Raw genomic sequence first — 26,009 nt, 5'->3', positions numbered from 1 at the left:
CCGCGCTCAGCCAATGGCGTGGCGCAGCACGATCCAGAGCAATTGCGCGCGCGGCAGGCGCACGCGCTGGCGCGGCGCCCGCCAGCCCTGCGCGCACAGCCGCGTCAGGATGCGGTGGTAGACCTCGGCCATGATGCGCGGCGAACGCACCTGGCGTGCCGGGCAGCGCGCCATGATGGCCCCGGCCTGGTCGTAGTGGGCCTGGGCCTCGCGCGCCACGGCGGCGCACGCCTGGCCCAGCGCCGGGTGCGCGGCCACCGCCGCCGGTGTGGCCGACCCGAGGTCGGCCGCAATGCCGGCCGCCGCCAGCGCCTCGGCCGGCAGGTAGAGCCGGCCGATGGCGGCATCCTCGTCGATATCGCGCAGGATATTGGTCAGTTGCAGCGCGCGGCCCAGGTGGTGCGCCAGCGCAATGCCGCAATCCGTCTCCAGCCCGAACACGCGCACCGCCAGCCGGCCCACCGCGCTGGCCACGCGGTCGCAGTACAGGTCGAGGGTGGCGGCGTCGGGCGCGCGGATATCCTGCACCACATCCATGGTCATGCCGTCGATCACGGCGAGGAAGTCGGCCTGCTGCAGGCCGAAGGCGCGGATCTGAGCGCACAGCGGCTGCAGCGGCGCGGGCGGGTTGCCGGCGTAGCAGGCGGCAATGTCGCGGCGCCAGGCGTCGAGCGCGGCCAGGCGCCCGGCATGCGGCGCGTCGCCGTCGGCGATATCGTCGACGGCGCGGCAGAACGCGTAGATCTCGAACATGGCCTGGCGCTGGGCCGCCGGCAGGATGCGCAGCGCGGCATGGAAGGAACTGCCCGACGAGGCGGCAGGACCAGCCTGTGCGCCGATGGCGGCACGGCTGCCTGAAGCTGCGATCTGAGTACCGGCCACGTAACTCCTCGACACGCTGCTTACCATCCCGCGCCGGCCGCGCGGCACTGGCGCGCAACCCGCCCGGGAGGTGGTTGTGGGTCGGGCGATTATAGCAATTTCACCTGCAACGGCGCGGCCGCAACCGTGCTGCAGCAGGGGGCGCCAAAACAAAAGCCCCGCAATCCTGCGGGGCTTGGTGGCGCTTTCACGCCGGCTGGTCCGTCGGACCAGCGCGAGGGCTCACCGGTATCAGATGGCCTGGATCTTGGTGGCCTGCTCGCCCTTCTGGCCCATGGCCTTGACGTAGCGCACCTTCTGGCCTTCCTTCAACGACTTGAAGCCCGAGCCTTCGATGGCGGAGAAGTGCGCGAACAGGTCATTGCCGCCTTCGTCCGGCGTGATGAAGCCGAAGCCCTTGGCGTCGTTGAACCACTTAACGGTACCGGTTTCCATATCTATCTCAACCTTGAATTTCAAAATGAGCGAAAACGCTCGTTATACACCGTGTGCAACGCACCCGCGGATCTGTTTTATCGTCCCCGCCAGCGCATTCCATATGACTTCGATATGTCGCTGTCGTGACAACCGAAACCGTCACGGAACGACAACACCAAATGACACACCGAATGGGCGCTGCACAAGTGGGAATCATTCTGCCGAATTTTCCCGGTGTGTCAATCAGGCTAAGCGCCTAATCATGATGAGAGGTTCCGACAGGAGATATTAGCGTTTTCTACTTCAGTACCGGTTCAGTGAATTCCCTGATTTTTTATTGTCGCGTTTGGCTGTGCGTGCACCGCGGTCGGGCGGCGTGCCATGCTGTCGTGCATAATGGGCTGCCGTCCGCCGCAAGCTGGTGCTATCTTTTTTACAAATTTTTACGGCACCCATCCTACCGCGTTCGGGTGAGGTCAGTCCGGCGCGGATATAACATTATGCGGATAAACCACAATACCCGTGACAGCAGGCAGGTTATCCATGTCAATACATGAGTCAATGGTCTGCATGCGCGTCGATCCATAAGAGAATGAACGCAAAGAATTCATGCGGTGGCAAACCGGCTGTCCGGAAATCCGGTAACGGACAGTGACGGCCGGGCCTGGCGAGGATCAATCTTCCCAAGGCTGGCTGGCAACCCGGTGTCCCGGGCACCGGCCCACGCCGGCAGCAGTTAACGCGCAAGCCGGCTCCATGTCTCCTTTTCGGGACAATTGTTGACAATACTGGCCCGCTGCCTGCTCTAGCATGCGGATGCCGGATACCATCGGACTTTTCCGAATTGACGGTCAGAACCAGGCGCCACGCGGTCGCGAACCGACTCTAAAATGTCTGGCACCGTGCACTTCGGGTGCGCAAAAATAAAGGAAGCACGTTGTGAATCGACTGGGGGAAGCGCAAGGCGGCCGGCGCGGCCGGGGTGGGCGCACGCCATGCCGGCCGGGGTGGTTGGCCTGGCTTGGGCATCTGGCGCAGTGCGCTGCGCTGGCGCTTGCCCTCGGAACGGCCGGGGTCGCCGCGGACCAGCCGACGGGCGGCGCTGCGGCATCCGCTCCGGCAATGCCGTCGATCGCGCTCCACTACGGCGCCAAGCCGCCGGTCGACGCGCTGCAGGCCTTCGATATCGCCGTGGTCGAACCCGACAGCGGCTTCGACCCGCGCCAGGTCGCCACCCCCGCGACCGCCTGGTTTGCCTATGTCAGCGTGGGCGAGGTGCTGGAAGGCCGCCCGTACTTCAAGGACATCCCCAAAAACTGGTTCGTCGGCCGCAACGACGCCTGGAACGCGCCGGTGATCGACCAGGCGGCCGACGGCTGGCCCGCCTTCTATGTCGACAAGGTGATCGCGCCGCTGTGGGCGCGCGGCTTCCGCGGCTTCTTTCTCGATACCCTGGACTCGTACCAGCTCGCCGCCAAAACCGACGCCGAGCGCGCGCGCCAGGAAGCCGGCCTGGTGCGCGTGGTGCGCGCGATCAAGGCGCGCTATCCCGATGCCCGGCTGATCTTCAACCGCGGCTTCGAGATCCTGCCGCAGGTGCACGGCCTGGCGTATGCCGTTGCCTTCGAGTCGCTGTTCCGCGGCTGGAACCAGGCCCAGGGCCGCTATGTCGAGGTGCCGCAGGCCGACCGCGACTGGCTGCTGGCGCAGGCGCGCACCATCCGCGAGCAATACCGGCTGCCGGTGGTGTCGATCGACTACTGCCCGCCGGCGGACCGCCGCTGCGCGCGCGACACCGCGCGCCGCATCCGCGCGCTGGGCATCACCCCCTATGTGGCCGATCCCGGCCTGCAGACCATCGGCATCGGCAAGATCGAAGTGCTGCCGCGGCGCGTGCTGGTGGTGCAGGAGCGCGCCCCGGGCGTGGCGATCGACCAGTCCGAGGGCGTGCGCTTTGTCTCGATGCCGCTCAACTACCTGGGCTACCGGGTCGAGTTTGCCGACACCAGCGAGGACCTGCCCGAGATCGGGCCGGACCGCTATGCCGGCGTGGTGATGTACCTGACGGGCAAGGTCACGGCGCAGCCGGGCCGCTTCCACACCTGGCTGCAAGCGCGCATGGCGCAGGGGATGCCGGTGGTGTTCCTGAACGACTTCGGCACCAGCGTCACCGGCGCGGTGGCGCGCGGCTTCGGCCTGAAGACGGTCAGGGGGCGCGTGTCGGGGCCGGTCGAGGTGCTGGCCAAGGACCCGATGATGGGATTCGAGATGCCGGTGGCGCCCGACCGCAACCAGGCCGAGGCGATCCAGGTGCCCGATGGCGACGGCTTCCGCTCGCTGCTGCGCCTGCGCTCCGGCACGCTGACCTATGACGCCGCCGCGATCACGCCGTGGGGCGGCTACGTGCTGGGACCGTATGCGGTGCACGAGAGCGGCATCGGCACCGCCGACAGCCGCTGGGTGGTGCAGCCGCTGGACTTCCTGCGCGAGGCGCTGCGGCTGCCCGCGATGCCGGTGCCCGACGTCACCACCGAGAACGGCCGGCGCCTGCTGACCATCCATATCGATGGCGACGGCTTTGCCTCGCGCGCCGAGATTCCCGGCGGCGGCTTCTCCGGCGAGGTGCTGTTGCGCGAGATCTTCGACCGCTACCGGCTGCCGATGACCATGTCGGTGATCCAGGGCGAGGTCAGCCGCGACGGCATGTACCCGAAGCTCAGCGCCGAGCTCGAGCCGATCGCGCGCAAGATTTTCGCCCGGCCCTATGTCGAGGTGGCCAGCCATACCTTCTCGCACCCGTTCGAGTGGGGGCGCACGGTGCCGGCCCAGCCGGCGCAGCCGGCACAAGGCGGCAAGGCCGCGGCGGGCGCGGGCGACGAGGCCTACCACCTGAACATCCCCGGCTACACCATGGACCTGAAGCGCGAGATCGGCGGGTCCATCGACTACATCAACCGCACCCTGGCGCCCGCCGGCAAGCCGGTCAGCCTGCTGCTGTGGTCGGGCGACTGCCAGCCGCCGGCCGAGGCCCTGCGCCTGACCGACCAGGCGCGCGTGTTCAATATGAACGGCGGCGACACGCTGATCACGCGCAGCAATCCCAGCTGGACTGCGATCGCGCCGCTGGGCATCCACAAGCCCGGCGGCACCTTCCAGGTGTTCGCGCCCAACCAGAACGAGAACGTCTACACCAACCTGTGGCACGGCCCGTTCTACGGCTTCGAACGCGTGATCGAGACCTTCGAGCTGACCGACCGGCCGTACCGCTTCAAGCCCGTCAACATCTACTACCACAGCTACTCCGGCACCAAGGCGGCGTCGCTGAAGGCGCTGCGCAAGGTCTACGACTACGTGCTGGCGCAGCCGCTGCTGCCGCTGCATTCGACCGACTACGTGCGCAAGGTGCTCGACTGGCAGGAGATGGCGGTGGCGCGCGAGGTGGCCGATGGCAGTGCCGGCAGTGACAGCAGTGCCGGCACGCAATGGATCGTGCGCGGCGACGGCAACCTGCGCAACCTGCGCTGGAGCGGTGCGGGCCTGCCCGACGTGGCCGCGGCGAAGGGCGTGACCGGGACCTCGCCGGCGCCCGGCGGCGGCGTCTACCTGCACCTGGACGGTGGCGACGCACGCTTTGCCGTGCGCAACGCAGCAGCCCCGGCGCCGGCCACGCCGCAGCTGGCGGAAGCCAGCGGCATCGTGCGCGACTGGTCGCAGCGCGACGGCGTCACCCGTTTTGCCTTCAGCGGCTACTTCAAGCCGTTCTTTCGCCTGGCCAACGCCGGCCAGTGCCGCGTCAGCGTCGATGGCAAGCCCGTGGCGGCCGTGCGCGAGCGCAACACGCTGCGTGTCGATACCGCACCCGTGACCGACCCCAATCATGTCAGGCAACAAGTCGAAGTCCGCTGCGCCGGTTGAGCGCGAGCGGCTGCTGCCGCCGACGCTGGTGCTGACCTTTACCGCGATCGTGGGCATCGGCCTGGCGCTGATGTTCCCGCGCGAAACCCTGCGCGAACGGCTGCTGGGGCAGGGCCGCACCATCGACGGGCTGACCATGGCCTACCTGGAAGCCTGGTGGAAGGTCACGCCCGACGATCCCGCTTTCATGGGCGTGCTGGCCGAGCAGTACGCGCGCACCGGCCGCCTGGAAGAGGCGCAGGCGATGCTGGAGCGGATGCAGGCGGTGCAGGGCACCGACCTGTCGGGGCAGGTACTGCGCACGCGCATCGAGATCGCGCAGCAGCGCGCCTGGGCCGCGCTGCCGGAAACCGCCGAGCGCGCACAGAACCTGGTGCAGCTGCGCCGGCTGCTGGACCAGGCCGCCGGCCGCCGCTGGAGCGTGGCCGACCTGCAGGCGCTGGCAACGCAGGCGCGCCAGGCCGGCGCGGACGCGGCGATGCGCCGGTTCTATACCGCGCTGGCGAACCAGGACCGCAACAACGCGGCCTTCTGGAACCGCCAGCTGGCGGAGATGGCGATTACCGGCGGCGACTACCGCGACGCCGCCAACGCGCTGTTCGCGCAGCAGGCGGCCGCGACCACGCTGGCCGAGCGGCGCGCGCTGTTCCTGAGGGCGGTGCAGACGCTGCAGTCAGGCAACCTGCTGGACGAGGCGCTGGCGCAGGCCGAGCGCCACGCCGGCACGCTGCTCGACGATCCCGAGGTGCTGCGCTACCTGACCCGGCTGGCGCTGGCGGCCAACAAGCCGGAGCAGGCCAGCCGCTATGTCGAGCGCTTGCTGAAGGTGTCGGCGCGGCTGCGCGATGCCGCGCGTACGAGCCTGGCCGCGCTGGAATCGCAGCAGGCCGAGGCGCGGCGCATCGCCGCCAGCCAGCCGTGGCATGAGCGCGGCGTGGTGTTTCTAGACGGGCCGCGCGGGCTGGCGCTGCGCGAGGCGCTGGCCGCTTCCGGCCAGCTCGGCGTGCGCAGGATCGCGGCACAGGAAGCCGCGCCCGCGCAGCCGGCTGATACGAAGTTCAATGCCGACGACTACGAGCTGGCCTATCGCGTGTTTCTGGCAGCTGGCAAGCTCGACCAGGCTCAGCGCGTGGCCGAGACCGCCGTGCGCCGGCTGCCTGGCGAGCCGGTCTGGCGCGAGCGGCTGGCGCAGGTGGCGGAATGGAATCGCCAGCCGGCGGTAGCGCTGAAGAGCTGGCTCGACTATGCGCGCGCCACCAACGACGAGCGCGCGTGGGACGCGGTGATGCGGCTGGCGCCGGGGCTGTCCGACGATCGCGCCTACCTGGCCGCGCTGCGCCACCGCGCGGGCGGCTCGGACCTGAACACGGTGGACCAGGTGGTGGCCGCCTACGAACGCCTGGGCGAGCCGGAAGAGGCCATGCGCTTCCTCGCAGGCCTGAGCGGCGGCCCGAAGGCGCGCGAGATCATGGAACGCCATGCCGCGCTGGCCGAACGCGCCGGCCAGGACGAGCGCGCCTTCCAGCTCTATACGCAGCTGCAGCAGCGCTTTGGCCCGCGCCCCGCCTACGCGCTCAAGCTGGCCAACCTGCTCTATATGCGCGGCCGGCTGCCCCAGGCGCTGGACGCGATGCTGCCGGCGCGCGCCGCCGCGGGTCCGCGCGACCTGCTGTTCTGGCGCACCTTCACCCAGCTGGCGCAGCTAAACCAGCGCGACGACCTGCTGCAGGACGGCTACCGGCACCTGATGATGGCGGCCGCGCAGACCCGCGACACGCACTGCCAGCAGCTGCCGGAGGGCCCGGCGCGCAATGACTGCATGGACGAGGTCCGTGCCCGGCACGAAGCGGACTTCTCCAACCTGATCGCCTACTACGACAAGACCCCGATCGACGCCGGCCGCATCGCCGAGGCCGACTGGCGCCGCGGCGCCAGCCCGGCCTCGCTGGAACTGGCGCTGTACTACTACACGCGCGCCCACGCCTACCGCCGCATCGAGCGGCTGCTGCAGGACATGAGCGCGGAGCAGCGCCGCGCCGCCTGGCAGTCGAGCCGCTTCCTGATGCGGCGCGCCGAGTACTACCGCGTCACGGGCCAGCGCGAGCAGGCGCTGGCCGACCTGCGCCATGCCGCGGGCCTGCCGGACGCCGACAGCGAAACGCTGGCGGCGCTGCTGTGGACGCTGGTCGACCAGGGGACAGATACCGAGGTGCGCGCGGTGATGCGCCGCCTGCAGGACCAGGCCGAGGACAATCCCGACCTGTGGGGCGCCTTCGCCGCCGGCCATATGCGCTTCCACGACGGGCGCGCGGCGCTGCATTACCTGCGCAAGCTCAACGATGGCAAGAGCGCCGATCCGCTCTGGCTCAGCCTGCTGGCCGACGCCTATGAAGCCGTCGGCCAGACCGACATGGCCTGGCGCGTGCGCCGCCAGGCGTGGATCGACCTGCAGCGTGGCTGGGCCCGGCGCGGCACGGGCGCTGCGCGCATGCGCCCGGACAACAATGATGGCGACGAGGAGCGCGAGAACGTCTCGGGCGCGCCGTCGCGCGCGGACCTGCGCCGCCAGACCGTGGCGCTGGGGCAGATCTTTGCCTCGGGCGAGGTCTCGCGCGCGCTGGTGATCCAGATGCTGCGCGCCGACCGCGCTTCCACGGCGGCGCGCGAACTGAGTTCGCCGGGCGCGGACGCGCCGTCGCAGCTGGGCGAGGTCGAAGGACTGCCGCCGCTGCGCGATCCCGTCCCCGCCGAGGTCGTGCGCGACGCGGCGCGGCGCGAGGCCGCCTTGTCGGCCGCCGGCCGCGATGCCGCGCTGGCGTGGGCGATGTCGGCCGAATCGAATGAACTGGCGCGCGGCTGGCTGGCGCGCCAGTACGCCAACCGGCTGCAGCGCCCGGCGTATGCCGAGGTGGCGATCGCGCTGGACCGGCAGGACCTGAACAGCCTTGACCGCATCCTCGAGCGCCAGGCCGGCCGCGTGCCGGTGGCGAGCCAGATCGAGGCCAACCAGCGGCTGGACCGCCTGGGCGCGGCGCAGACGCTCGCTTTCGAGACCCAGGAGCGGTCCCGCTCCGACGACGCGCTGCAGGAAACCCTGCGCGACACGCTGCTGTTCAACGCCCAGGCGATCGAGCCGCGCGTGCGCTTCATGCACCAGAAGCCGCTCGAGTTCACCGAAGGCAGCCTGGCCGGCGGCGTGCGGCTGTGGGATGGCTATGACCTGAACCTGCGCGGCACTTGGCGCGACCAGCGCAGTACCGATCCGCGGCAGCTCGCCAACGTGCCGTCGTCGGACCGGCGCGCCGACCTGTCGCTGGGCTACCGCGACAACAACCAGCGCTGGCGCGCCACCGCGGGCTACCGCGAGGGCCTCGACACCATGGCCACGGCGCGCTTCTTCGGCGAGTGGAACCAGCAGGGACGGCTGCAGTTCAGCACGCTGGCCGGGCTCAACCAGCCCGCCGACGAGTCCGCGCCGCTGCGCGTGGGCGGCGCCAAGGACGTGCTGGGGCTGGGTGCGACGTGGCGCTTCAGCCTGCGCGAGTTCGTCGGCGCGCGCATCGAGTACAGCCGCTTCCGCGGCCAGGACCGCAGCACGCTGGGCCACGGCATGGTCTATGACGTCGAGGCCGGCTACAGGATCCGCACTGCGTATCCGGACTACACCGTGCGCGTGGTCGCGACGCACGCCAGCTACAGCACGCAGGGCGGCAGCCTGACGCCGCGCCAGGCCGCGCTGGTGCCGGCGGGCGACGCCGCGACGCCGGCGTTCTACATGCCGCAGGCCTTCACGCAGGCTGGCGTACTGTTCGGCTTCGGCACCGAACTGCTGGACGAATACACGCGCAAGTGGCGGCCGTTCGGCGAGATCGGGCTGCTGCACGACACCCGCGCGCGGCAGAACTTCCGCGTGCAGGGCGGCGTGGCGGGCTCGGTGTTCGGCAACGACCACCTGGCGCTCTATGTCTCGCACGAGACCGCGGCGCGCAACGGCGGGCGGCCGATGACCGAACTGGGATTGCGCTACCGCTGGCTGTACTGAGCGCGGCAGGTCAGGCCGCGGCAGGGCAACGACAGGGGCATCGACAGGACATGGCAATACGGAAAAAGGGGATGAACATGAACAAGCAAACGGGCGTGAAAGGCAGGACGGGCAGGACGGCAGCAGCGCGGCTGGCCGCGTGGTGCGGCGCGCTGGGCGCGGCGTTGTGGCTGGCGGGCTGCGCGGTGACCGACGTCGGCCGCGCGCCGGCGCTGGCGCGCGGCGAGACCATCGCGGTGCTGCCGATCGTCAACTACACCGAGACGCCGCAGGCCGGCCTGCGCGCCGAAGCCATCGCCGAGAGCCTGCTCAAGACCGGCGGCGTGGCCAGCCTGAAGCGCTATCCGGCCGCGCTGAACCCGGAAACGCTGTTCGAGCCGGCCGAGCGCGAGGCGGTGGGCAAGGCGCTGGAATGGGCGCGCGCCGAGAAGGCCCGCTATGCGCTGACCGGCGCGGTGCAGGAATGGCGCTACAAGGTCGGCGTGGACGGCGAGCCGGCGGTCGGCATCTCGCTGCAACTGCTCGACGTGAACAGCGGCGAAGTGGTGTGGTCGGCCACCGGCAGCGACAGCGGCTGGAGCCGCGCCTCGCTGTCGGGCACCGCGCAGAAACTGCTGCGCCGGCTGCTGGCGCCGCTGATGCAGGGCTGAAGCGTGGCAGTCATCGGCACGACGCTGCGCATGCGCGGCGATGGATGGTTGAAGCAAGGGGATGAGCGTGGCCAAGACGGCTGACAACACCTATCGCGCGCGGCAAGGGCAGGGCATCGGCCTGGGCGGGCGCTATGCGCGCCTGCTCGCGCCCGCGGTCACCGGACCCGCCGCCGTGGTGGAACTGGTAGTGGCGATGCTGGCCGCGCTCGGGCTGGCCTGGCTGGTGCTGCCGCAGAACCCGTTGCTGCTGGGCATGGGCTTTCCGTGGGCCTGGCTGCTGCCGGTGATCCTGGCGCTGCGCTACGGCACGCTGATCGGCGTGGGCAGCGTGCTGATGCTGCTGGTCGCGTGGTACGTCTACCACGAGACCGGCGTGATGCCCGGACCATTCCCGCGCCTGTTTTTCCTTGGCGGCCTGCTGCTGGTGCTGGTGGCCGGGCAGTTCGGCGATATCTGGGGCACGCGCCTGGCGCGCGCCCGCGCCGTCAACCGCTACCTGGACGAGCGCCTGGCGGCGCTGACCAAGAACCACTACCTGCTGCGCATCTCGCACTCGCGGCTGGAGAACGACCTGCTGGCGCGGCCCACCACGCTGCGCGACACGCTGTCGCAACTGCGCGGCGTGGCGCTGGAACAGGCCGCCCGCGGCGGCCACGTGCTGGCCGGCGCGCAGCCGGTGCTGCAGGTGGTGGCGCAGGCCTGCCAGGTCGAGGCGGCGGCGCTCTACGCCTGCGATGGCGAGCGCGTCGACACCGAGGCCGCGGCCAGCATCGGCCCGGCCTTCACGCTGGATACCACCGATCCGCTGGTGCGCCACTGCCTGGACACGCGCCAGCTTGCCCACCTGCGCGCCGACGGCCTGCAGCACGATGCGCGCACCCGCTACGTGGCGGTGGCGCCGGTGCTGGCGGGCTCCGACCACCTGATCGGCCTGCTGGTGGTGGAACGCATGCCGTTCCTGTCGCTGAACTATGAAAACCTGCAGATGCTGATGGTGCTGCTGGGCTACTACGCCGACGGCGTCGAGCATGCCGGCGCCACCCGCAACCTGCTGGCGGCGCTGCCGGGGTGTCCGTATCCGTTTGCGCTGGACTATGCGCGCCTGTCGCGGCTGCAGCGCGAGACCGGCATCGACAGCTCGGTGGTGGCGCTGGTGTTCGACACCGATCCGGAGCGCGATGCGCTGTTCGAGCAGGTGGTGCGCAGCCGGCGCGCGCTCGACGTGGCCTGGCCGCTGGTCAATCCCCACCACCGCGCCATGCTGACGCTGATGCCGCTGTCCGATGCGCAGGCCGTGGCGGCCTACCTGGTGCGCATCGAAGACATGCTGCGCGCGCAGTTCGGCACCGATTTCACCCGCGCCGGCATCGGCGTCTACTCGCTGGCGGTGCCCGCGACCGGTGCCGAAGAGGCGCTGGTCAAGCTGCTGCGCCGGGCCCAGGTGGACGGCACCACGGCGCGGCCGGCACCGGCAGCCGGGAAAGCGCCCCATGTTTAAGCTCGGCGCCGGCGGCCTGGCCGCACAGATCGCCGCGCTGGCGCTGCTGGCGCGCGCCGGCAACAGCACCGCGCTGCTGCTGGCGTTTTTCGGCATGCAGGCCGTGGCCGCGGCGCTGACGGCGTTGCTGCTGTGGCGCCTGCTGCCACGGCGTTTCCGCGTGCCGTTCGCGTGGAGCTACGGCTTCCTGGCGCTGTTCTGCTTCTTCGTGCCGCTCGGCGGCGCGCTGGTGTGCGTGGGCAGCTACCTGCTGTCGAAGCTGTTCCCGCGCCGCGTCGATACCAGCGGCATCGGCACGGTTGGCCTGCCGGAATTTGTCACGCACCTGATGTCGCGCGTCACGCATGGCGGCGGCGCGCGGCTGCGGGCGCAGCTGGGCAATGCGCGCGCGCCGCTGCCGGAGCGCATGACCGCGCTGGTGGCGATGCAGTCGATGCCGGCGCGCACCGTCAGCCCGGTGCTGCGCGAACTGCTGGCCGACAGCGCCGACGATATCCGGCTGCTGGCCTACGGCATGCTGGATGGCGCCGAGAAGCAGCTGACCCAGCAGATCCTGGCCGAGCTGCCGCGCCTGGAAACCGCCTACAGCCCGGGCGAGCGCGCCGAGATCAGCAAGCGCCTGGCCGACCTGTACTGGGAGCTGATCTACCAGAACCTGGTGCAGGGCGACGTTTATCGCTACACCGCCAGCCAGGTCGAGCGCTACGCCAGCGCGGCGCTGTCGCACGACGACAGCATTGCCTCGCTGTGGTACATGCGCGGACGCCTGGCGCTGGCGCGCAACGCCCCGCGCGAGGCGCGCGCCTGGCTGCAGCGCGCCGAGGCGCTGGGCTTCGCGCGCGAGCGCGTGCTGCCGCACCTGGCCGAAGCCGCCTACCTGGAACGCGACTACGCCGCGGTGCGCCAGCTGATGGCATCGTTTGACAGCCCCTCGCCGCTCCCGCTGGTGCGGCCCCTGCTGCGGTACTGGCAATCATGAGCGAGATCCTGTTGAAAGGGGCGTCGGCCGACGTCATGCTGCTGCTCGAAGGCACCTTCCCGTACGTAAGCGGCGGCGTGTCGAGCTGGGTCAACCAGATGATCCGCGCGTTCCCCGAGCTGCGCTTCGGCATCGTCTTTATCGGCAGCCGGCGCGAGGACTATGGCGACATGGCCTACCAGCTGCCGGCCAACGTGGTGCACCTGGAAACGCACTATCTCTATGACTTCCCGCCGCCGCCGCTGGCGCAGGGCCGCGGCGGCGACGCGAAGGCGTTCGACGCCGCCGATCGCCTGCACGACCTGCTGCGCGAGCCCGGCCGCGAGGCCGAGGCCGGGGCGATGATCCGCGAACTGATGCCGGCTCTGCGCGAGGGCGGCGCGCTGGGCGAGGACGCGTTCCTGTACAGCCGCCGCGCCTGGCAGACCATCACCGACCAATACCGGCGCTTCTGCACCGACCCGTCGTTCACCGATTACTTCTGGACCGTGCGCATCATGCACAAGCCGCTGTGGCAGCTGGTGCGGATTGCCGACGGGCTGATCCCGGCGCGCGTCTATCACACGGTCTCGACCGGCTACGCGGGCTTTCTCGGCGCGCTGCTGCGCCACCGCAACCAGCGCCCGCTGCTGGTGTCGGAGCACGGCATCTATACCAAGGAACGCAAGATCGACCTGTTCCAGAGCCAGTGGATCCGCGACAACCGCAATGTGTTCGAGCGCGACATCTCCCAGATCAGCTATTTCCGCGAGCTGTGGGTGCGCTTTTTCGAAACCCTGGGCCGGGTCTGCTATGACGCCGGCGACGACATCGTCGCGCTGTACGAAGGCAACCGCCGCCGCCAGGTGCAGGACGGCGCGCCCGAGGCGCGCACGCGCAGCATCCCCAACGGCATCGACCTGCCGCGCCTGGCGCCGCTGCGCGCGCAGCGCCAGCCGGGGGTGCCGCCGGTGCTGTGCCTGATCGGCCGGGTGGTGCCGATCAAGGACGTCAAGACCTTTATCCGCGCGATGCTGACGGTGGTGCGCGAATACCCCGAGGCCGAAGGCTGGATCGCCGGCCCGGAGGACGAAGACCCCGAATACGCGCGCGAATGCCGCAGCCTGGCCGAAAGCCTGGGGCTGGGCAAGAAGGTGAAGTTCCTCGGCTTCCAGCGCATCGACGCGCTGCTGCCGCAGGTGGGCGTGCTGGTGCTCAGCTCGATCAGCGAAGCGCTGCCCCTGGTGGTGCTGGAAGGCTTTGCCGCCGGCGTGCCGTGCGTGACCACCGACGTGGGCTCGTGCCGCGAGCTGCTGTTCGGCCTGCCCGGCGACGACGCCGCGCTGGGTCCGGCGGGCGAGGTGGTGCGCATTGCCGACCCCGCCGCGCTGGCCGCGGCCGCGCTCGGGCTGCTGCGCGAGCCGGCGCGCTGGCAGGCGGCGCAGGCCGCGGGGGTGGCGCGCGTGGAGCGCTACTACACCCAGGAGCGCATGGTGGGCAGCTACCGCGAACTGTATCAACGGCTGATGGCGCAGGCCGATGGCACCGCGCCCGACGCAGCCCGGCACGGCGGCAATCCCGCGCGCTGCCCGGTCCACGGAGGAGTCTGAGCATGGCCGGGATTGGATTCGAGCTGCGCAAGATGCTGCGGCGGGACAACCTGTCCGGCATGCTGAGCGCCTACGCGTATGCCGGCATCATCAGCTCGGGGCCGTGGATCCTGTCGATCGTCGGCATCCTGCTGATCGGCATGCTGAGCCTGCCGTTCGTGGTGCCGGGCACGCTGATCACGCAGTTCCAGGTCTCGGTGACCTACCTGATCGCGGGCAGCCTGATCCTGACCGGGCCGATGCAGCTGTCGTTCACGCGCTTTACCTCGGACCGGCTGTTCGAGAAGCGCGACCACCTGATCCTCAGCAACTACCACGCGGTGGCGCTGCTGGCCACGGTGCTGTCGGGCGGCATCGGCGTGGCGTGCGCGGTGTTCAGCTTCGGCGAGCAGTCGGTGCTGTACCGGCTGCTGATGGTGGCGGGCTTCGTGGTGCTGAGCAATATCTGGATCGCGGCGATCTTCCTGTCGAGCATGAAGCAGTACAAGGCCATCGTCTGGACCTTTTTGCTGGGCTACGCGGTCTCGGTGGCGGCCGCGCTGGGGCTGCGCGGCTACGGCATGGAAGGGCTGCTGGGCGGGTTCGTCGCGGGCCAGCTGTGCCTGCTGACCGGCATGGTGACGCTGATCTACCGCAACTACACCAGCCGCCAGTTCATCTCGTTCGAGGTGTTCCGGCGCCGCTATGCCTACCCCAGCCTGGTGGCGATCGGGCTGCTCTACAACTTGGGCATCTGGATCGACAAGTTCATGTTCTGGTACGCGCCGTCCACCGGCCACCAGGTGATCGGGCCGCTGCGCGCGTCGATCATCTACGACATCCCGGTGTTCCTGGCCTACCTCGCCATCATTCCCGGCATGGCGGTGTTCCTGGTGCGGATCGAGACCGATTTCGTCGAGTATTACGACGCGTTCTACGATGCGGTGCGCGGCGGCAGCTCGCTCGAGCATATCGAGGACATGCGCAACACCATGGTCCAGACCATCCGGCTGGGCCTGTACGAGATCGTCAAGGTGCAGGCCATTGCCGCGCTGCTGCTGTTCGCGGTGGGCACGTGGGTGCTGCGGCTGCTGGGCATTTCCGAGCTGTACCTGCCGCTGCTGTACGTCGACGTGATCGGCGCCAGCCTGCAGGTGGTGCTGCTGGGCGTGCTCAACATCTACTTCTACCTGGACCGGCGCCGCGAGGTGCTGCTGCTGACCGCGCTGTTCGTGGTGCTGAACTGCGCGCTGACGCTGGTGACGCTGCAGCTGGGCCCGGCCTGGTATGGCTACGGCTTTGCGGTGTCGCTGCTGGTGGTGGTGGCGCTGGCGCTGGCGATGCTGGACCACAAGCTGGAGCGGCTGGAGTACGAGACCTACATGCTGCAATAGCCGGTGGGCAGGCCCGCGCACCCCACGTCGGGGCGTCTCGACGGAACAGGCCGCGATTGGGTAACATTGCGGCAGCCGGCGGCCTTCGGCCTGGCCCGCCGGTTCAGATCGACGGCCGCGCCCCCTTGCCAGGGTGAATGACAAAGAATGACTTGCCGGCCGAGCCGTCGACACGCCGTGGCAGAGACCGCAGTTGCAGTCGGAAGCTGGCAGAAGGGTGTAGAGGTATGCGAATTGCATCCGTGGAGGATGATCCGGATCAGGCCGAACTGATCCGGCAGATTTTGGGCGAAGCCGGTTTCGAATGCGAATCGTTCGCCAACGGGGCCGACTTGCTGCGCGCGCTGCGCGAGCGCGCCTACGACCTGCTGCTGGTCGACTGGCAACTGCCGGGCACCAGCGGTTATGAGCTGGTCAGCTGGGTGCGGCAGAAGTCCGGCAACATGCCGCCAATCCTGTTCGTCACCAGCCGTACCGCCGAAGCCGATATCGTCGACGGCCTGACGGTGGGCGCCGACGACTACATGCTCAAGCCCATCCGCGCCGGCGAGCTGGTCGCGCGCGTGCGCTCGCTGCTGCGCCGCGCCTACCCGGAGGCCGCGCAGGAAGTCGAGCTGATCCGGCGCGGCAACTACACCGTCGATACCCACGCGCGCACCATCACCGTCGGCGGCGAAGCCGCGGTGCTGTCGCCGCGCGAATATGAGCTGGCCCTGTTCCTGTTCCGCAATACCGGGCGCCTGCTGGCGCGCGAGGTGATGGAGCAGGCGGTATGGGGCCGCGCCATGGGCGCGGGCTCGCGCACGCTCGACACGCATATTTCCCGCTTGCGCCTGAAGCTGGCACTGCGCCCCGAGAACGGCGTGCGGCTGACCTCGGTGTATTCGCACGGCTATCGTTTCGAAGAGATCTCCGCGGCCGAAGCGCAGGCGGACGAGGGCCGCGATGCTTAGGGGCGTGCATAGGGGCGTGCATAGGGTCGCGCTGGCCGCGCTGGCTGTATTGGCCGGTGCAGCAGCGCCGGCGCATGCCGGGCCAGCGGGCGCGCAGGGCGCCGACTTTATCTACGTGGTGGAACCGGGCGATACGCTGATCGGGCTGGCGTCGCGCTACATGGCATCGGAGCAGGGCTGGCGCACGCTGCAGCGCCTGAACGGCGTGGCCGATCCGTACCGGCTGGTGCCGGGATCGCGCGTGCGTATCCCGCTCAGCCAGATCCCCGAGCAGGCGGCGTCGGCGCGCGTGGTCTACGTCAGCGGCGCGGTGCGCGCCAACGGCCGCCCAGTGCAGGTCGGCATGACCCTGGACGAGGCCGCGCGCATCGAGACCCCGGCCGGCGCTTCGGCCACGCTCGAGCTGCCCGACCGTACCCGCGTCACGCTGCCGCCTGGCACCACCGTGGCGGTGAACCGGCTGCGCACCTTCACGCGCAGCGGCCTGGTCGACACCGTGATCCGCATCGACACAGGGGCTGCCGAGACCCGCGTGGCGCCCGAGGGCGGCGGCGTCGGCCGCTTCGAGATGCATACGCCGATGATGGTGACCGGCGTGCGCGGCACCCGTTACCGCGTTTCGGCCGATGCCGGCGGCAGCCGCAGCGAGGTGCTGCAAGGCCGTGTCGGTGTCAGCGCCGCGCGCACCCGGTCCACCGCGGCACCGGAGCGCGCCATGACCGCGGCGGCGTCGCTCGAGGCCGGCTATGGCATCGGCGTGTCGGCGGGCGGCAAGCTGTCGCAAGCGGTGGCGCTGCTGCCGGCGCCGGCCCTGCTGCCGCCCAATGAAACCGTGCTGGGGCCGTCGTTCGAGGCGGCCTGGCAACCGGTGCCGGGGGCGGTGGCCTACCGCGTGCGGGTGGCGCGCGATGCGGCGCTGAGCGAGCTGGTCTGGACCGGCACCGCCAGCGGCGCCGATGCCACCCGGGTGCGGGTCGATGGCCTGCCGGAAGGCACGCTGTACCTGAGCGTCAGCGCCATCGACCGGCACCAGCTGACCGGCCATGACGCGCAGGCGCCGGTCTCGGTGCGGCTGAACCCGCCGGCACCGTTCACGCAGCAGCCGGCCGCCGATGCCGTGCGCTATGCCGATGCCGTCAGCTTCGAATGGGCCACGGTGCCGGCCGCGGCCAGCTACGAGCTGGCGCTCGCCACCGATGCCGACTTTACCCGCGACGCTGCCGTCCACGCCGCCGCCGCGTCGCCCGCCGCGCAGGCGCTGGCGCCGGGCCGCTGGTGGTGGCGCGTGCGCAGCGTCGATGCGGCGGGCCTGCCGGGCCCGTGGTCGGACGCGGTGCCGTTCCGGGTCGAGCCCAAGCCGCCGGTTCCCACCCTGCAGGACGACGGCGGCGCGCTGCACATCGGCTGGCCCGAGGGCGGCGGCGGCCCCGGCCCCGGCTACCGGGTACAGCTGGCGGCCGATGCTGGCTTTGCCACGCTGCTGGCGGACGAGCACACCGCCACCAACGCCATCGACCTGCCGCGCCCCGCGCCCGGCGTCTATTTCATCCGCGTGGCGCGCGCCGCGCCCGGCGTGGCGCCCGACCCGGCCGCGTTCTCGGCGCCGCAGCGCATTGAAGTCATCGCCATGCTGCGCGATGCGCAGGGCGGCGCAATCGGTTCGGGCGACCGGCCGGACGGCGGTGGCCGGATCCGGCTCCACTGACGCGTCCGCCGCGCCGGGCGCGCGCACGCAGCCGCGTGCGGCGGGGCGCGCCTTCGGCCAGCGCACGCTGGTCGAATGGTGCCTGCTGGCCGCTGCGGTGCTGGCGCTGGTGATGCTGGCGGCGCGCCAGGGCTGGACCGAGCGTGCCGACCTGGCCGCCTACGACATCGCCATCGGCGCCCAGCATCATCCCGCGCGCGACGACATCGTCATCGTCGGCATCGACGACGCCAGCATCACCGCCATCGGCCGCTGGCCGTGGCGGCGCGCGGTGCTGGCGCAGCTGATCGACCGCATCGCCGCCGGCGGCCCGCGTGTGATCGGCGTCGACGTGATCCTGTCCGAGCGCGATACCCGCTATCCGCAGGACGACGCCGTGCTGGCGCGCAGCATGGCGCTGGCAGGCAACGTGGTGCTGCCGGTGCTGGCCGAGCCCGGCCCCGCCGGCATGCTGGTGCGCTACCCGCTGGCCGGGCTCGGCGCCGCCGTCGGCCATATCAACATGGTGGTCGATACCGACGGCGTGGCGCGCCAGGTCTACCTGCGCGAAGGCCCGCACCCGGTGGCCGCCGCCGGCGTGCCGCACCTGGCCGCGGTGATGGCTGGCTTCGGCCGCGCGGGCGCGCTGACCGCGCGCGTGCGCCATGAGCCTGCCGTGGTCACCGAAGCCAATGGCTGGGAACGCAGCGGCCGCGTGCGCATCCCCTACGCCGGTCCGCCCGGCACCTTCGCCCGCGTGTCGGTGCGCGACGTGCTCGATGGCCGCATCGATCCGGCCAGGTTTGCCGGCAAGGCGGTGCTGATCGGCGCGCTTGCCACCGGCATGGGCGACGTGCTGCCGACACCGGTCTCGCGCGACGGCCGCGGCATGAGCGGCGTCGAGATCCTGGCCAACACGGTGCAGGCGGTCAGCGACGGCGACGCCATTGTCGCGGTGTCGCCGGCATGGCAGGCCGGCGGCACGCTGCTGGCGGTGCTGCTGGCGGCGCTGGCGGCGCTGCGGCTGCCGCCGCGCGGCGCGCTGGTGGCCACCGGGCTGCTGCTGGCAGGCCTGCTGCTGGGGTCGCTGGCGCTGCTGGCGCTGGCGCGGCTATGGTTTGCGCCGGCCGCCGCGGTGCTGGGCTGCGTGCTGTTCTATCCGTTGTGGAGCTGGCTGCGCCAGGAAGCGGCGCTGCGCTTTCTCACCGACGAGCTGGCGCGGCTCGAGCGCGAGCCCGGCGTGATGCCCGCGCCGCGCCACCCCGGCGCCACGCTCGACAGCCGCATGCGCGCGGTCTACGGCGTCAGCGCGCAGTTGCGCGGCCTGCGCCGTTTCCTCTCCGACGGGATCGAAAGCCTGCCCGACGCCACCGCCATCTGCGACCTGGACGGCGGCGTGCGGCTGGCCAACCGGCGCTGCGTGGCGCTGGCCCCGGCGCTGCTGGCGCGCGTGCCTGAGGGGCCTGAGGGGCCTGAGGGGCCAGCAGAGCCGGGCGTGCCGCGCCCCGGCATCCGCGCGCTGATCGAGGCGGTGTGCCCGGCGCCGGCAGCGGCGCTGGCGTACTGGCAGGCGCTGCATGACCGCCATGCCGGCGCGCCGGTGATGCCCGCGCCGGTGCCCGAGGGCGGCATCGAAGTGTCCGGGCGCGGCGACCGCCGCTACCTGCTGCATGGCGCGCCGCTGCACGGCGAATCCGGCGCCGTGGCCGGCCTGATCGTCAGCGTGATCGACATCACCGCGATCCGCCTGGCGGAGCGCCAGCGCGAGCAGATGCTGCGCTTCCTGTCGCACGACATGCGCTCGCCGCAGGCGTCGATCCTGGCGCTGATCGAACTGGAAGAACGGCGCGCGCAGCAGGCGGGCACCAGCGCCGGCGCCAGCGCCAGCCCCAGCGCCGGCCCCAGCGCCGGCACCAGCGCCGGCGATACTGCCGCGGACAACGGCGTGCTCGCCCGCATCGCGGCGCATGCGCGCCGCACCCTGGAGCTCGCCGACGATTTCATCAGCGTGGCGCGCGCGGAATCGAAGGCGCTGGCGTTTATGGAAGTGGAGCTTGGCGGACTGGTGCTCGACGCCACCGACCAGCTGTGGGCGCTGGCCAAGGCGCGCGAGGTGTCCTTGCAGATCGACCTGCCCGACGATCCCGCGGTGCTGCAGGGCGAACCCGCGCTGCTGGTGCGCGCCATCGCCAACCTGGTCAGCAATGCGATCAAGTTCAGCCCGGCGGGCGCGACCGTGACGGTGTCGCTGACGCGCGAGGCGGAGCGCTTCGTGGTGGCCGTGCAGGACCATGGGCCCGGCATTGCCGAGGCCGACCAGGCCCGGCTGTTCGAGCCGTTCGCGCGGCTGCACGAAGGCCAGCAGGGCGCGCCGGAAGGGACGGGGCTGGGGCTGGTACTGGTGCGTGCCGTGGCCGAGCGGCATGGCGGCCAGGCCAGCGTGCGCAGCCGGCCCGGCATGGGTGCGGTGTTCCGCATCGAGCTGCCGTTTTCCGCGACCTTGCAGCCTGCCTCGGTATGACGTCATCGCGGCCCGGGGACACGTGCCGGGCACTGCCTGTTACGGCCGCCGACACAATTGTTGGCAGTCGCAAACGGGGGATTTGCGTAGCATCGGAGCACCGCTGGAGCCGCATCCGGTGGTCTTCACGCCCACGCCAGCTCCCCCATGGCTGTAACTGGCGTGGGCGGCTTTTTTTGCCCCAGGCGCAAAGCTAAGCAGGAAAGGTCAGGACAAAACGCGTCCTGCCCGCCTCCGACGACACGCCAATTGCGCCACCGTGCGCGGCGACGATGGCCTGCGTGATCGCCAGCCCCAGCCCCAGTCCGGCGCCATCGGACTCGGGCCGCGCGCGCGACTTGTCGGCGCGGAAGAAGCGGTCGAACAGCGCGGGCAGCAATTCCGGCCGGATGGTCTCGCCTTCGTTCTCCACCACCACCTGCACCGCGTCGGCACCCGGCGTGATTTCCACGACGATGCCCTTGCCCGCGGGCGTATGCCGCAGCGCATTCGACAACAGGTTGCTGAGCGCCCGGCGCAGCATCAGCCGGTCGCCGGTGATGCGGCCGCGGCCGCGCAGCGTGAGCCGCACGCCCTTGTCCTCGGCGAGCGCATCGTAGAAGTCGAACAGCGCCTCGACTTCCTCCGCCACCTCGATCGGTTCCGCGCTGGGCAGCGTGATGCCGTGCTCGGTCTTGGCGAGATACAGCATGTCCGAGACCATGCGCGACAGCCGCTGCAGCTCTTCCACGTTAGATGCCAGCACGTCGCGGTAGCGCGCCGCATCGCGCGGCTGCGACAGCACCACCTGGGTCTGCGTCATCAGGTTGGTGATCGGCGTGCGCAGCTCGTGCGCGAGGTCCGACGAGAATTCCGACAGCCGGGCGAAGTCGCGCTGCAGGCGCTCCAGCATCGCGTTGAGGTTGGCGGCGAGATCCGCCATTTCCACCGGCACGGTCTCGACCGGCATGCGCTCGTCCAGCTTGTGCGCAGTGACGGCGCGCGCGCGCGAGGCCATGGTGCGCAGCGGCGACAGCCCGCGCCGCGCCGCCCACCAGCCCAGCAGCCCGCTCGCCAGCGCCGCCAGCGCGCCGTAGAAGGCCAGCGTGTTGCGGAACGCGTGCATGAAGTGGTCATGCAACGCCGTGTCCATGCCGACCAGCACCTGCAGCCCGCCCGCCCGGCCGTCCGACTGTACGCCGGCATGCGCCAGCGCCAGCTGCGCGCGCAGGCCGCGATAGGTCTGGCCCTGCTGCTCCCAGGCAAAGGCGTCGCGTCCTGCCCGCGCCTGCGCGGCGGCGGCCAGCGCCGGGCGGAAATCGAAATCCTTCGTCGCGTACAGGCGCTTGCCATCGGCGCCACGCACTTCGGCGACGAAGCCGGCATGGTGCTCCAGCGCCGGCCCCAGCCGTTGCGGCAGCGACGCCGCCGGGCCGTCGGCGGCGATCTTCTCGATCAGCCGCACGTTGTCGGCCAGCACCGCGTAGTCCTCGTCGGCGAAATGATCGTCGATCGCCAGCCAGATCAGCACGCCCAGCCCCAGCAGCACCGCCGCCGACGACAGCGAGAACAGGATGGTGAGCCGTGCCGTCAGCGACAGCCGGGGCTTCATGCGGGCTGCCCGTCGTTTGCCGGCGGCGTGTCTGCCTCGTCGGCGGCTTCGGGCGCTTCCAGCACATAGCCCATGCCGCGCACGGTCTGGATCAGGCGCGCGTCGAAGCCGTCGTCGATCTTGGCACGCAGGCGCCGGATGGCGACGTCGATGACATTGCTGTCGCTGTCGAAGTTCATGTCCCACACCTGCGAGGCGATCAGCGAGCGCGGCAGCACCTCGCCGCGGCGGCGCGCCAGCAGTTCCAGCAGCGCGAACTCCTTGCTGGTCAGCGTGATGCGGCGCCCGGCGCGCGTGGCGCGGCGGCGGGTTAGGTCCAGCACCAGGTCGGCCACCTGGATGCGGTCCAGCGTCATCTGCGCGGTGCCGCGGCGCAGCAGCGTGCGCACGCGCGCCAGCAGTTCGGAGAAGGCGAACGGCTTGACCAGGTAGTCGTCCGCGCCCAGCTCCAGCCCCTTGACACGGTCGGCCACGCTGTCGCGCGCGGTCAGGAACAGCACCGGCACCGGGTTCTGCCCCGCGCGCAGCGCCTGCACGATGCGCCAGCCGTCCACGTCCGGCAGCATCACGTCGAGGACGATCAGGTCGTAGGGCTCGGTCATGGCCATGTGCTGGCCGTCCAGCCCGTTGCGCACCAGGTCGACGACGAAGCCCGCCTCGGTCAGCCCCTGGCGCAGGTATTCGCCGGTCTTGGATTCGTCCTCCACCACAAGCAGTTTCATCAGCACTTTCCTTACGCGATTGGTCGTGCCGGGCGCGCTTCCACACGGCCAGGCAACTCTACGCCGTCGTTGCGGGCGCCAACATGACCGCAAGATTACCGGATTGTCATGTTCCGGTCAGACCTCGGTAGGGTGGCGCTGGCTACGCTTGGCGTGCCAACTAACCGAACCGACGTGACATGCGACGCCATCCAAGCCCCGGCCGCCCAGCGCTGCCTCTTTTGCTGCCTGATCCGCTCTCCGGATTGCCCGACCTGCGGCGCCGCCGCTTCGTGCAGGGGCTGGCCGCCGGCGGCGTGGTCGCGGGGCTGGCCGGCCTGGGCGGGTTTGGCGGCAGCGCCTGGGCGCAGCATGCCGGGCACGGCGGCAGCGGCGCGCGCGACGGGCAGCCCGCGCCCGCGGGCAGCGGTGCCGGCCCGGTGCTGCGCGGCACCGAGTTCGACCTGGTGATCGGCGAATCGCTGGTCAACTACACCGGCAAGCCGACCATCGCCACCACCATCAACGGCATGCTGCCAGGCCCGACGCTGCGCTGGCGCGAGGGCGACACCGTCACCATCCGCGTGACCAACCGCCTGCGCGAGGCCACCTCGATCCACTGGCACGGCATCATCCTGCCTTACCAGATGGACGGCGTGCCCGGCATCAGCTTCCCGGGCATCGCGCCGGGCGAGACCTTCACCTACCGCTTCAAGGTTACGCAGACCGGCAGCTACTGGTATCACTCGCACTCTGGCTTCCAGGAGATGACCGGCGTGTACGGCGGCATCGTCATCGACCCGGCCGCCGGGCACGAGCGCGCGCACGCCGACCGCGACCATACCGTGCTGCTGTCGGACTGGACCGACGAAGACCCGATGCGGGTGCTGAACAAGCTCAAGATCCAGAGCGATTACTACAACTACAACCAGCCCACGGTGGTCGACTTCTTCCGCGACGTGTCGCGCGACGGCCTGAAGCAGGCGCTGGACAAGCGCCGCATGTGGAACCAGATGCGGATGAGCCCGACCGACCTGGCGGACCTGTCCAGCGCCACCCTGACTCATCTGGCCAACGGCGTCACGCCGGCGGGCAACTGGACCGGCCTGTTCCGCCGCGGCGAGACCGTGCGCCTGCGCTTTATCAACGGCTCGGGCAACACCTTCTACGACGTGCGCATCCCCGGGCTCAAGCTGCGCGTGGTGCAGGTCGACGGCCAGGACATCGAGCCCGTCAGCGTCGACGAATTCCGCTTCGGCCCCGGCGAGACCTGCGACGCCATCGTGACGCCGCAGGACGACGCCTACACCCTGTTCGCGCAGTCGATGGACCGCACCGGCTATGCGCGCGGCACGCTGGCGGTGCGCGAGGGCCTGTCCGCGCCGGTGCCGGCGCTGGACCGGGCCGAATGGCTGACCATGACCGACATGATGGGCGCGATGACCGGCCATGGTGGCCACGGCGGACATGGCGCCCACGGAGGGCACGGCGGCCACGGTGCCCACGCCGGCCACGGCGCGATGCCGATGGCGGGCATGGACCACGCCGGCATGGACCAAAGCCAGCACGCGATGGCGCCCGCCGATGCGCTGCGGGTGCCCAGCAAGACCGCACGCCATGCCCGCACCGAATACGGCGCCAGCACCGACATGCGTGTCGACATGGCCCGCACCAACCTCGACGACCCCGGCATCGGCCTGCGCAACAACGGCCGGCGCGTGCTGACGCTGGCCGACCAGCACACCATCGGCGGAGCCATGGATGCGCGCGGGCCCGGGCGCGAGGTCGAGCTGCACCTGACCGGCAATATGGAGCGCTATACGTGGTCGTTCGACGGGGTCGAGTTCGGCAAGTCCACGCCGATCTACTTCAAGCATGGCGAACGGCTGCGCGTGATCCTGCACAACGACACCATGATGACCCACCCGATGCACCTGCACGGCATGTGGAGCGAGCTGGAGGCACCCGACGGCAGCTTCCAGGCGCGGCGCCACACCATCCCGGTGCAGCCGGCGCAGCGCATCAGCTTCCTGGTCACGGCCGATGCCCTGGGGCGCTGGGCCTGGCATTGCCACCTGATGCTGCATATGGATGCGGGCATGTTCCGCGAAGTGGTGGTGGCGTGATGAAGCAAGCCGAACTCTCGATTGTTATGCCCGGATACAAGAAGACGCTGCTGGCCGCGGCGCTGGCGCTGGGCGCCATGGGCGCAGCCTTTGCGCAGGACCCGCATGCCGGCCATGCGCACGGCCATGGTCAACAGGCCGCGCCTGCCGCGCCTGCCGCAATGCAAGGCATGGACCATAGCCAGATGCAGGGCATGGACCACGGCCAGGTGCAAGTCATGGACCAGCCGGAGATCCAGACCATGGACGGCGCCAACGCGCCGCCGCAAGAGGCGGCCCCGGCCATGGACCATGGCGACATGAAAATGCAGGGCGGCAGCGCTCCGCCCGACGCGCGCGATCCGCATGCCTATTCCGGCGGCTACCAGCTCGGCGTCGGCCAGTACGCACTGGGCGACAAGCGCCAGCTGGTGATGGCCGACGAGCACCTGTTCGCGTCGGTGCTGGTCGACCGCCTGGAATGGGCCCACGCCAACGGCCACAATGCCGCCGCCTACGAGGCGCAGGCGTGGTTCGGCAACAGCTTCGACAAGCTGGTGATCAAGGCCGAGGGCGAGGCCTCGAAGGGCAAGCTGCACGAAGCCCGCACCGAGCTGCTGTGGGGCCACGCCGTGGCCAGCTACTGGGACACCCAGCTGGGCCTGCGCAACGACGCCGGCAGCGGGCGCCCGGCGCGCAACTGGCTGGCGTTCGGCGTGCAGGGGCTGGCGCCGTACTGGTTCGAGGTCGACGCCACCGCCTATGTCGGCACCAGCGGGCGCACCGCGCTACGGCTGTCGGCGGAGTATGAGCTGCTGCTGACGCAGCGGCTGATCCTGCAGCCGCGCATCGAGGCCAATCTCTATGGCAAGAACGATCCGGAAGTCGGCATCGGCAGCGGCTTGTCCAATGGCACCGTGGGGCTGCGGCTGCGCTATGAGTTCAGCCGGCAGTTCGCCCCGTATATCGGCGTGGAGCGCTACCAGACCTTCGGCAATACCGCGGACATGATCCGCACCGCCGGCGGCAAGTCGGGCGAGACGCGCTTCGTCGCCGGCGTCCGCGTGTGGTTTTGACGCCATCGCCCGGACCATCCCATTACTACA

16 protein-coding genes are annotated in these 26,009 nt (G+C 70.4%); 12 read left to right on the top strand and 4 right to left on the bottom strand.

Annotation, left to right across the window (positions count from 1 at the left end):
- Positions 1 to 6: 6 nt before the first annotated feature.
- Both hpnD and A2G96_RS29205 read right to left on the bottom strand, forming a co-directional pair.
- Positions 7 to 882, bottom strand: a complete 876-nt coding sequence (gene hpnD, locus A2G96_RS29210; protein ID WP_062803620.1) for a presqualene diphosphate synthase HpnD — start codon at positions 880 to 882, stop codon at positions 7 to 9.
- Between the two features lie 231 nt (positions 883 to 1,113).
- Positions 1,114 to 1,317 carry a cold-shock protein gene (locus A2G96_RS29205; RefSeq protein ID WP_062803619.1) on the bottom strand — a complete coding sequence of 68 codons (204 nt, stop codon included), beginning with the start codon at positions 1,315 to 1,317 and terminating at the stop codon, positions 1,114 to 1,116.
- 1,104 nt (positions 1,318 to 2,421) lie between these two features.
- Between A2G96_RS29205 and A2G96_RS29200 the strand changes: the two genes are divergently transcribed.
- The 10 genes from A2G96_RS29200 (at position 2,422) to A2G96_RS29155 (ending at position 20,506) form a co-directional block, all read left to right on the top strand.
- Positions 2,422 to 5,214, top strand: coding sequence for a bifunctional glycoside hydrolase/polysaccharide deacetylase family protein (locus tag A2G96_RS29200; protein WP_231909690.1), 2,793 nt, complete (start codon positions 2,422 to 2,424; stop codon positions 5,212 to 5,214).
- Complete coding sequence (locus A2G96_RS29195; RefSeq protein ID WP_062803617.1) at positions 5,177 to 9,256, top strand: tetratricopeptide repeat protein; 4,080 nt, start codon at positions 5,177 to 5,179, stop codon at positions 9,254 to 9,256. The genes A2G96_RS29200 and A2G96_RS29195 overlap by 38 nt, the downstream gene beginning before the upstream one ends.
- Positions 9,257 to 9,333: 77 nt before the next feature.
- A complete protein-coding gene (locus A2G96_RS29190; protein ID WP_062804200.1) occupies positions 9,334 to 9,906 on the top strand; it encodes a hypothetical protein in 573 nt (190 codons plus the stop codon).
- 61 nt (positions 9,907 to 9,967) lie between these two features.
- Positions 9,968 to 11,407, top strand: a complete 1,440-nt coding sequence (locus A2G96_RS29185) for a PelD GGDEF domain-containing protein (protein WP_062803616.1) — start codon at positions 9,968 to 9,970, stop codon at positions 11,405 to 11,407.
- Positions 11,400 to 12,386 (top strand): tetratricopeptide repeat protein, encoded by a 987-nt coding sequence (locus tag A2G96_RS29180; RefSeq protein WP_062803615.1) that lies wholly within the window; start codon positions 11,400 to 11,402, stop codon positions 12,384 to 12,386. Before A2G96_RS29185 ends, A2G96_RS29180 begins: the two co-directional genes overlap by 8 nt.
- Positions 12,383 to 13,975: a GT4 family glycosyltransferase PelF gene (pelF, locus tag A2G96_RS29175; RefSeq protein WP_062803614.1), complete on the top strand. Its 1,593-nt coding sequence runs from the start codon at positions 12,383 to 12,385 to the stop codon at positions 13,973 to 13,975. The genes A2G96_RS29180 and pelF overlap by 4 nt, the downstream gene beginning before the upstream one ends.
- A 2-nt stretch (positions 13,976 to 13,977) precedes the next feature.
- Complete coding sequence (gene pelG, locus A2G96_RS29170) at positions 13,978 to 15,348, top strand: exopolysaccharide Pel transporter PelG (protein ID WP_062803613.1); 1,371 nt, start codon at positions 13,978 to 13,980, stop codon at positions 15,346 to 15,348.
- 227 nt (positions 15,349 to 15,575) lie between these two features.
- On the top strand, positions 15,576 to 16,301 hold the full coding sequence (locus tag A2G96_RS29165; RefSeq protein ID WP_062803612.1) for a response regulator transcription factor: 726 nt from the start codon (positions 15,576 to 15,578) through the stop codon (positions 16,299 to 16,301).
- Positions 16,294 to 18,006, top strand: coding sequence for a FecR domain-containing protein (locus A2G96_RS29160; protein WP_062803611.1), 1,713 nt, complete (start codon positions 16,294 to 16,296; stop codon positions 18,004 to 18,006). Before A2G96_RS29165 ends, A2G96_RS29160 begins: the two co-directional genes overlap by 8 nt.
- Positions 17,939 to 20,506, top strand: coding sequence for a CHASE2 domain-containing protein (locus A2G96_RS29155; protein WP_062803610.1), 2,568 nt, complete (start codon positions 17,939 to 17,941; stop codon positions 20,504 to 20,506). The genes A2G96_RS29160 and A2G96_RS29155 overlap by 68 nt, the downstream gene beginning before the upstream one ends.
- Before the next feature lie 193 nt (positions 20,507 to 20,699).
- Here the strand turns inward: A2G96_RS29155 and A2G96_RS29150 are convergent, their stop codons facing one another.
- Complete coding sequence (locus tag A2G96_RS29150) at positions 20,700 to 22,097, bottom strand: heavy metal sensor histidine kinase (RefSeq protein WP_062803609.1); 1,398 nt, start codon at positions 22,095 to 22,097, stop codon at positions 20,700 to 20,702.
- Entirely contained in the window at positions 22,094 to 22,819 is a 726-nt protein-coding gene (locus tag A2G96_RS29145) for a heavy metal response regulator transcription factor (protein WP_062803608.1), read from the bottom strand. The genes A2G96_RS29150 and A2G96_RS29145 overlap by 4 nt, the downstream gene beginning before the upstream one ends.
- A gap of 179 nt (positions 22,820 to 22,998) precedes the next feature.
- Here A2G96_RS29145 and A2G96_RS29140 point away from each other — a divergent pair, with 179 nt between their 5' ends.
- Both A2G96_RS29140 and A2G96_RS29135 read left to right on the top strand, forming a co-directional pair.
- Complete coding sequence (locus A2G96_RS29140; RefSeq protein ID WP_231909688.1) at positions 22,999 to 24,924, top strand: copper resistance system multicopper oxidase; 1,926 nt, start codon at positions 22,999 to 23,001, stop codon at positions 24,922 to 24,924.
- On the top strand, positions 24,924 to 25,979 hold the full coding sequence (locus A2G96_RS29135; RefSeq protein ID WP_417926435.1) for a copper resistance protein B: 1,056 nt from the start codon (positions 24,924 to 24,926) through the stop codon (positions 25,977 to 25,979). Before A2G96_RS29140 ends, A2G96_RS29135 begins: the two co-directional genes overlap by 1 nt.
- Positions 25,980 to 26,009 lie beyond the last annotated feature (30 nt).

This window comes from Cupriavidus nantongensis (genome assembly GCF_001598055.1).
Taxonomy (GTDB): domain Bacteria; phylum Pseudomonadota; class Gammaproteobacteria; order Burkholderiales; family Burkholderiaceae; genus Cupriavidus; species Cupriavidus nantongensis.
This window is presented reverse-complemented; position numbering and strand designations above follow the sequence as displayed.

What these genes read in the sequence shown, in the direction of transcription:
- A2G96_RS29145 (WP_062803608.1), bottom strand. Translation starts at nt 22,819, where the DNA reads ATGAAACTGCTTGTGGTGGAGGACGAATCCAAGACCGGCGAATACCTG.
- A2G96_RS29190 (WP_062804200.1), top strand. Translation starts at nt 9,334, where the DNA reads ATGAACAAGCAAACGGGCGTGAAAGGCAGGACGGGCAGGACGGCAGCA.
- A2G96_RS29160 (WP_062803611.1), top strand. Translation starts at nt 16,294, where the DNA reads ATGCTTAGGGGCGTGCATAGGGGCGTGCATAGGGTCGCGCTGGCCGCG.
- A2G96_RS29140 (WP_231909688.1), top strand. Translation starts at nt 22,999, where the DNA reads ATGCGACGCCATCCAAGCCCCGGCCGCCCAGCGCTGCCTCTTTTGCTG.
- A2G96_RS29185 (WP_062803616.1), top strand. Translation starts at nt 9,968, where the DNA reads ATGAGCGTGGCCAAGACGGCTGACAACACCTATCGCGCGCGGCAAGGG.
- A2G96_RS29200 (WP_231909690.1), top strand. Translation starts at nt 2,422, where the DNA reads ATGCCGTCGATCGCGCTCCACTACGGCGCCAAGCCGCCGGTCGACGCG.
- A2G96_RS29150 (WP_062803609.1), bottom strand. Translation starts at nt 22,097, where the DNA reads ATGAAGCCCCGGCTGTCGCTGACGGCACGGCTCACCATCCTGTTCTCG.
- A2G96_RS29135 (WP_417926435.1), top strand. Translation starts at nt 24,924, where the DNA reads ATGAAGCAAGCCGAACTCTCGATTGTTATGCCCGGATACAAGAAGACG.
- A2G96_RS29195 (WP_062803617.1), top strand. Translation starts at nt 5,177, where the DNA reads ATGTCAGGCAACAAGTCGAAGTCCGCTGCGCCGGTTGAGCGCGAGCGG.
- A2G96_RS29180 (WP_062803615.1), top strand. Translation starts at nt 11,400, where the DNA reads ATGTTTAAGCTCGGCGCCGGCGGCCTGGCCGCACAGATCGCCGCGCTG.
- pelF (WP_062803614.1), top strand. Translation starts at nt 12,383, where the DNA reads ATGAGCGAGATCCTGTTGAAAGGGGCGTCGGCCGACGTCATGCTGCTG.
- A2G96_RS29165 (WP_062803612.1), top strand. Translation starts at nt 15,576, where the DNA reads ATGCGAATTGCATCCGTGGAGGATGATCCGGATCAGGCCGAACTGATC.
- A2G96_RS29155 (WP_062803610.1), top strand. Translation starts at nt 17,939, where the DNA reads ATGCGCAGGGCGGCGCAATCGGTTCGGGCGACCGGCCGGACGGCGGTG.
- pelG (WP_062803613.1), top strand. Translation starts at nt 13,978, where the DNA reads ATGGCCGGGATTGGATTCGAGCTGCGCAAGATGCTGCGGCGGGACAAC.
- A2G96_RS29205 (WP_062803619.1), bottom strand. Translation starts at nt 1,317, where the DNA reads ATGGAAACCGGTACCGTTAAGTGGTTCAACGACGCCAAGGGCTTCGGC.